Here is a 6,859-nt window from a genome sequence, read left to right as displayed (position 1 = left end):
CCCCCCCCCCCCCCCCGCTTCTCGTTGTGCAGCGCGCCGTCGGCGCCTCGCGTCAGACGCGCGACTGCACCTCGGCCAGGGACGGGTTCGTCGCGGTGCTGCCGTCCGGGAAGACCAGCGTCGGCACGGTCTGGTTGCCGCCGTTGACCTCGGCGACGAGCTCCGCGGTGCCGGGGGTCTGCTCGATGTCGACCTCGCGGAACGGCACGCCCGCCTTCGACATCTGGTTCTTCAGCCGGGCGCAGTAGCCGCACCAGCTCGTCGTGAACATCGTGACGCCGCCGGCCTCGGGCACGAACGCGTCGCGGGTGACTGTCTCGCTCATGTGCCCAGGCTAACCCCGCCGGTTCGGGGAACCCCGGTGACCCCTGGTAGACAGGACCGCGTGACGGACACGGACACCCACCTCGAGATCGAGCGTACGTACGACATGCCCGAGGGCGACGACCTGCCGGACCTCATCGGCGTCGGCAGCATCGCCCGGACGGAGCGCCAGGAGCCGTTCGGCCTCGACGCCACCTACTGGGACACCGAGCGGTACGACCTCGTCGCCTCGCGGGTGACCGTCCGCCGACGGACGGGTGGCCCGGACGCGGGATGGCACATCAAGCGCGCCGCGTCGGACACCGTCCGGCACGAGCAGCACTTCGCCCTGACGGACGATCCCGACACCGTGCCCGACGAGGTCCTGGCCGCGCTGTTCGCCGAGCGCCGGGGCCGCGGCCTGCGCCCCGTCGTCCGCATCACCACCACGCGGGCGGTCGTGCGGTTGCTCGACGAGGACGACGACCAGGTCGCCGAACTCGCCGACGACCGCGTGGTCGCCCAGCGCCTCGACGACCACGCGCCCGCGACCCCGCGCACCTGGCGCGAGGTCGAGGTCGAGGTGGCCGAGGGCGTCGACGAACAGGTGGCGCACGAGCTCTTCGCCGCACTCGACGGTCGCTTCGCCGACATCGACGCGCACCCCGCGGCGGTCACCTCGAAGCTCGCCCGCGGCTTGGAGGGCGCGCCCGCCGCCCGGCTCCGCACGGCGGAGAAGCCGGAGAAGCACACCGCGGCGCGGGCACTGACGAAGCGCCTGCGCAAGCTGCGATCGACCCTGCTCGCCCTCGAAGGACAGCTGCGCGCCGGGGCGGAGACGGACCTCCGCGAGACGGCGAGGACCTCCCTCGACATCGCCGCCGTGCTCGGCTCGTACCGTCCTGCGTTCCCGGCGACCCCGGCGACCGACCGAGCAGCCGAGGCCGCGGACGCCCTCGCCGCCGTGACGGCGCGCGCTGCGCTGGCCGACTACCTCGTGGAGCGTCTGCCCCACGCATCGACGCCGGCACAGGACCTGCTCGTCGACGCGATGACCCGGGAGCGGGTGCTCGCCGCCACCCGCGAGCGCCGTGCCGTCGCGGTCGGCGAGGTCACGGCCTTCCTGCACTCCGAGCGCTACCTCGAACTCCTCGACGCCCTCGACGACGCCGTCGAGCGTCCGGCGCCGACGGCGTGGGCGCTCCGGTCGCCGAAGCACGTCGCTCAGGACGTCTCGGCGGTCGAGAAGCCACGCGTCCGTGACCTGGTCCGGAACGCGGTCGGGGACGACGACGAGAGCGTCGGCCCTGTCGACCGTGAAGCCGCCGACCGTGCGGCGACCGAGACCGCCTGGCGCGCTGCGACCCGCGCCCGGGCGGCGATGGACGTGCTCGGGGACGACGCCTTCCCGCACGCGCTGTGGAAGCGCATCGGGGACGCCGCGGACGTGCTGACCGAGCGGGTGCGCTCCCTGCACGCCCTCGACGTGCTCCGGGTGCACTCCGGCATCGCCGAGCGTGGTGGTGAGGGGACGTTCGGGTACGGCGTGCTCGCGGGGGACCGCGTGCGGCTCGCCGAGGACTCGTACGACCAGGCCGTGCAGGCACTCAACCGCGTCTGACGCGGCTCGGCGCGCTGCGTCGCGCAGCATTCCGTGGGAGCGACAGGACTCCACCGAACTCCGGTGGAGTCCTGTTGCTCCCGCGGGACGATCGGCAGCGGCGGCGCTCAGCCGGCGGCGATCGGCTCCGCTGAGGCCGCCGCGGGGTTCACGTCAGCCAGGCCGAGCACCTCGAGCAACCAGGCGAGCTCGAACGCGCGCTCGCGCCACGAGTCGTACCGGCCGCTCACGCCGCCGTGCCCCGCGGCCATCTCGGTCTTCAGCAGGACCGGCGCCCCGACCTCGCGCAGCTTCGCGGTCCACTTCGCCGGTTCGACGTAGAGCACACGGGTGTCGTTGATCGACGTCACGGCGAGGATCCGTGGGTACTGCACGTCGTCGCGCACGTTCTCGTACGGCGAGTACTCGCTCATGTACCGGTAGACCTCGGCATCGTGCAGCGGGTCGCCCCACTCGTCCCATTCGATCACCGTGAGCGGCAGGTCCGGGTCGAGGATGCTCGTGAGCGCGTCGACGAACGGGACGGCGGCCAGGATGCCGGCGAAGCGCTCCGGCGCCAGGTTCGCGACGGCGCCCATGAGCAGGCCACCGGCGCTGCCGCCCTCGGCGACGAGACGGTCGGCGCTCGTCCGACCGCTCTCGATCAGGTGCTCGGCGACCGCGACGAAGTCGGTGAACGTGTTCTTCTTCGTCAGCGTCTTGCCGTCCTCGTACCAGTGCCGCCCCATCTCGCCGCCGCCCCGCACGTGGGCGACCGCGAAGACGACGCCGCGGTCGAGCAGGGACAGGCGCATGACGCTGAAGCCCGGGTCGATGGAGTGCTCGTAGGAGCCGTACCCGTAGAGGTGCAGCGGTGCCGGGCCGTCGGCGTCCACCGCGTCGCGGCGCCAGACGAGCGAGATCGGCACCTGCGTGCCGTCCGGGGCCGTCGCCCAGTCACGCTCCTGCACGTAGTCGGCCGGGTCGTAGCCGCCGAGGACCGGCTGTCGCTTGAGCACCGTGACCTCGCCGGTCGCCAGGTCGAGGTCGCTGACCTCGGACGGGGTGACGAACGACGTGTACCCGATGCGCAGGGTCGGCTGCTCCCACTCGGGGTTGCCGCCGAGCCCTGCCGAGAAGAGCGCCTCGTCGAAGGGGACCTCGTGCGCGTCGCCGTAGCCGTCGCCCTCGATCGGGATGACGGCGACGCGGGGGAGCGCCTCGGCCCGGTACTCGAGCGCCAGGTGCCCGGCGAAGGCGTCGACGGACTCGATGCGGCGCTCGGTGTGGTGCGCGACGACGACGCGGCGGTCGTGCTCCGAGGTGGGGTCGTCGGCGGGGACGTCGACGAGCTCGAAGTTCTCGGCGCCGTCGTTGTGCAGCACCAGGAAGCGGTCGCTCCCGCCGACGATGGCGTGCTCGATCTCGTACTCGACCCCCTCGCGCCGCGGCCACACGACCCGGAACTCGCCGGTCGGGTCGGCGGCGTCGAGCACCAGTGCCTCGGACGTGATCTTGGAGCCGAGCTCGATGACGATGTACTGCGACGAGCGGGTCACGCCGACGCCGACCCAGTAGCGGTCGTCGGACTCCTCGAACACGACGACGTCGTCGCCGGTGGCGCTGCCGACGGTGTGCCGCCAGATGCGGTCCGGACGCCAGGACTCGTCGACGGTCGGGTAGAACACGTAGCGCCCGGACGGGTCGAAGGTCGCGCCGGAGCCGGTGTCCGGGATCTCGTCGCCGAGGTCGGTGCCCGTCGTGAGGTCGCGCACGTGCAGCGTGTAGCGCTCGTCGCCCTCGACGTCGACGCCGTAGAGGAGACGGGTCCCGTCGTCGCTGATGTCGTAGCTGCCGAGCGAGAAGAAGTCGTGCCCCTCGGCCAGGGCGTTGCCGTCGAGGACGACCTGCTCCCCGGGCAGGGCCGTCGCACCCTCGTCGACCGCGGGCGGCGTCCAGTCGTCCGGGCCGGTGATCGGTGCGCGGCAGTGCACGCCGTACTGGCTGCCCTCGGCCGTCCGCGTGAAGTACCACCAGTCGCCCATGCGCACCGGGACGGAGAGGTCCGTCTCCTGCACGCGGTTCTTGACCTCGGCGAAGATGCGGTCGCGGAGGCCGGTCAGGTGCTCGGTCTGTGCCTCGGTCCAGGCGTTCTCGGCCTCGAGGTGGGCGAGGGTCTCCGGTGACTCCTTGTCCCGCATCCACTCGTAGTCGTCGACGAACTCGATGCCGTGGTGGGTCCGCGTGACGGGCCGCTTCGCGGCGGTCGGCGGGGTGGCCTGGGCGTGCTCACTGCTCACCACGCCACCCTATGCGCCCGGGCCTCGACACCTGCTCGAACGCGCTCGGCGAAGGCGTCGAGTTCGGCCGCCACCGCGGGCGCGATCCACGCACGGCGACGGCGACGGGCGGTCACCGGTCGGAGGACCCCGGCGCGGCACAGGTCGGTGACCGTGGTCTCGAGCAGCGTCTCGGCCGTCCCCGAGACGTCGCCCCGCGCGATCGCGCGGCGGAGGAGCTCCTCCGCGTGGTCCTCCGTCAGGACGGCGTCCTGGTCGAGCGCCCGCCCGAGCACCGCGTGCGGGCCGGCGGCGCAGGTCGTCGCCGCACGGTCCGCGGCGACCTCGTCGAGCAGCAGCCCCGTCACGAGCGCCTCGTCCGACCCCGCGCCCACGGCGATCGCGACGTCGCGCACCCACGCGTCGACGTGTCCCTCGCGGTACTGCGTCAGGTGCTGGAAGTACCGGGTGCGCTCGGCGACCAGGACGGACGAGACGGGTGGACTCGCGGTCCGCGTCGCACCCCGGTGCCGCAGGACCGCCGCGACGAGCGCGCGACCGGTCCGTCCGTTGCCGTCGGTGAACGGGTGGATCGACTCGAACTGCGCGTGTGCGATCGCCGCCTGGGCCACGGGGTGCAGGTCGTCGCGCGCGAGGAACGCGAACAGGTCGGCCATGAGCGACGGGACGAACTCGGGCGGCGGTGGGACGTGGTCGGCGTCCCGTGGTGTGCGCCCGCCCCCGATCCAGTTCTGCACGGTGCGGTAGCGACCCGCGTGCGGGCCGTCCACGGGGTCGCCGCGCAGCAGACCACGGTGGGCGTCGAGGAGCGCGGTCTCGTCGAGGTGTCCGGCTCCGGCTGCCCGCACCAGGCGCTCGAGGGCGTCCCCGGCCTGCACCATCACCGAGGCGCTCGTGTTCGCGCGCACGCCCACCAGCGCCCGGGCGACGTCCTCGGCCGTGGCGTCCTCGTGCTCGATGCGCGAGGTCGCGACCGCCTCGGTCCGGGTGAGCAGCCGGTGCAGGGGACCGGCTCCGCCGTCCTCGTCGAGCGCCCGGAGCGCCGTCAGGCTCCGGTCGAGCAGTGCAGCGGTCGCTCCGTCGGGCTCCCAGTGCGCGTCGGCGATGCACGGTGGGACCGAAGCGGTGACGGTCGCCGTCTGCCGGACGGTCCGGTCGCCGCGGGTGGCGCTGCGCCACGGCCGGACGACGGTGTCGTGGGCGGGCCAGGGTGGTCGGGGTCGGGACACGGAGCCTCCTGCGTCGATCGTCGGTGTCGAGACGGTAGGACGGACGCGACCGCGGACGCCAGGGATCGGTATGTCGCGGGGACGACGGTGCTCCGCCGTACCGTGGTGGCATGCGCAACTCGTTCGTCGTCACCGGGGCCCACGTCGTCCCCGTCACCGCTCCGCCCTTCGACGGGGGTGCCGTCGTCGTGGAGGACGGCCGCATCACCGCCGTCGGCCCCGACGTGGCTCCGCCGCCCGGCCTCCCCGTCGTCGACGCCGCCGGCGCCTGGCTCGTCCCCGGGTTCGTCGAGTCGCACGGCCACGTCGGCATCCACGAGGAGGCGAACGGCTGGGCCGGCAACGACACCAACGAGATGACCGACCCGAACCAGGCTGCGGTGCGGGCGATCGACGCCGTGGACATCGACGACGAGGGGTTCCGCGACGCACTGTCCGGCGGCATCACGAGCATCGTCGTGAAGCCCGGCTCCGGCAACCCGATCGGCGGGCAGACCGTCGCGATCAAGACCTGGGGTGGTCGCACGATCGACGAGCAGCTCATCTCCGACGCCGTCAGCGTCAAGAGCGCCCTCGGCGAGAACCCGAAGCGCGTGTACGGCGACAAGGGGAGGACGCCGTCGACGCGCCTCGGCGTGGCGAAGGTCGTCCGCGAGGCGTTCGTCGCCGCGCAGGACTACCGCGCCGCCCGTGCGGCCGCCGCCGCGAAGGGGGAGCCGTTCACCCGCGACCTGACGAACGAGACGCTCGTCCGGGTGCTCGACGGCGAGCTCGCGTGGGACCAGCACGTCCACCGGCACGACGACCTCGCGACCGCGCTCCGCCTGGCCGACGAGTTCGGGTACCGGCTCGTCGTCAACCACGGCACCGAGGCGCACAAGATCGCCGACCTGCTCGCCGAGCGCGACGTCCCGGTGATCTACGGCCCGCTGTTCACGAGCCGCTCGAAGGTCGAACTCCGCGACCGCGGCATCCCGAACGTCGTGGCGCTCGCCGCCGCCGGTGTCCGCGTGGCCATCACCACCGACGCCCCGGTCGTGCCGATCGCGATGCTGGTCGACCAGGCCACGGCGGCCGTCAAGGAGGGCCTGCCCTGGCAGACCGCGCTCGAGGCCCTCACCACCAACCCCGCGGCCTTCCTCGGCTTCGGGGACCGTGTCGGCCGCATCGCACCGGGCTTCGACGCCGACCTCGTCCTGTGGGACGGCGACCCGCTGGCCGCGACCAGCCGCGCGACGCGCGTCTGGATCGAGGGCGCGTCCGTGTACGAGTGGGCCGACGGGACGGGCGTCACCACGCCGCGCTGGTGACCGGATGACGGTCTGGAGGCTCGTGGCGGCCCCGCCACGGTCCTCCCGTCCGCAAGACGCAACCTCGGCGGTTGCTCGCAACGCCGTACCGCTGCGCGCAACCGCCGACGTTGCGTT

5 protein-coding genes are annotated in these 6,859 nt (G+C 73.2%); 2 read left to right on the top strand and 3 right to left on the bottom strand.

The features are described from left to right. Nucleotides 1-52 precede the first annotated feature (52 nt). On the bottom strand, nucleotides 53-325 hold the full coding sequence (locus tag M3677_RS14305; RefSeq protein WP_066653207.1) for a mycoredoxin: 273 nt from the start codon (nucleotides 323-325) through the stop codon (nucleotides 53-55). A gap of 60 nt (nucleotides 326-385) precedes the next feature. On the opposite strand from M3677_RS14305, the gene M3677_RS14300 reads away from it, so the two are divergent. Continuing rightward, the gene (locus M3677_RS14300) at nucleotides 386-1,924 is read left to right on the top strand and encodes a CYTH domain-containing protein (protein ID WP_251160877.1); all 1,539 of its coding nucleotides are present in this window, start codon (nucleotides 386-388) and stop codon (nucleotides 1,922-1,924) included. A 107-nt stretch (nucleotides 1,925-2,031) separates the two neighbouring features. On the opposite strand, the gene M3677_RS14295 is transcribed toward M3677_RS14300, so the two are convergent. Next, on the bottom strand, nucleotides 2,032-4,203 hold the full coding sequence (locus M3677_RS14295; protein WP_066657945.1) for a S9 family peptidase: 2,172 nt from the start codon (nucleotides 4,201-4,203) through the stop codon (nucleotides 2,032-2,034). Then, the gene (locus tag M3677_RS14290; protein ID WP_066653211.1) at nucleotides 4,200-5,432 is read right to left on the bottom strand and encodes a Fic family protein; all 1,233 of its coding nucleotides are present in this window, start codon (nucleotides 5,430-5,432) and stop codon (nucleotides 4,200-4,202) included. The genes M3677_RS14295 and M3677_RS14290 overlap by 4 nt, the downstream gene beginning before the upstream one ends. A 110-nt stretch (nucleotides 5,433-5,542) precedes the next feature. On the opposite strand from M3677_RS14290, the gene M3677_RS14285 reads away from it, so the two are divergent. Next, nucleotides 5,543-6,742: an amidohydrolase gene (locus M3677_RS14285; protein ID WP_251160876.1), complete on the top strand. Its 1,200-nt coding sequence runs from the start codon at nucleotides 5,543-5,545 to the stop codon at nucleotides 6,740-6,742. Nucleotides 6,743-6,859 lie beyond the last annotated feature (117 nt).

The organism is Curtobacterium sp. P97 (genome assembly GCF_023712445.1).
Lineage (GTDB): Bacteria > Actinomycetota > Actinomycetes > Actinomycetales > Microbacteriaceae > Curtobacterium.
This window is presented reverse-complemented; position numbering and strand designations above follow the sequence as displayed.

Bases quoted from the DNA above. Each gene is read 5' to 3' on its own strand.
- M3677_RS14285 (WP_251160876.1), top strand. From the start codon at position 5,543: ATGCGCAACTCGTTCGTCGTCACCGGGGCCCACGTCGTCCCCGTCACC.
- M3677_RS14305 (WP_066653207.1), bottom strand. From the start codon at position 325: ATGAGCGAGACAGTCACCCGCGACGCGTTCGTGCCCGAGGCCGGCGGC.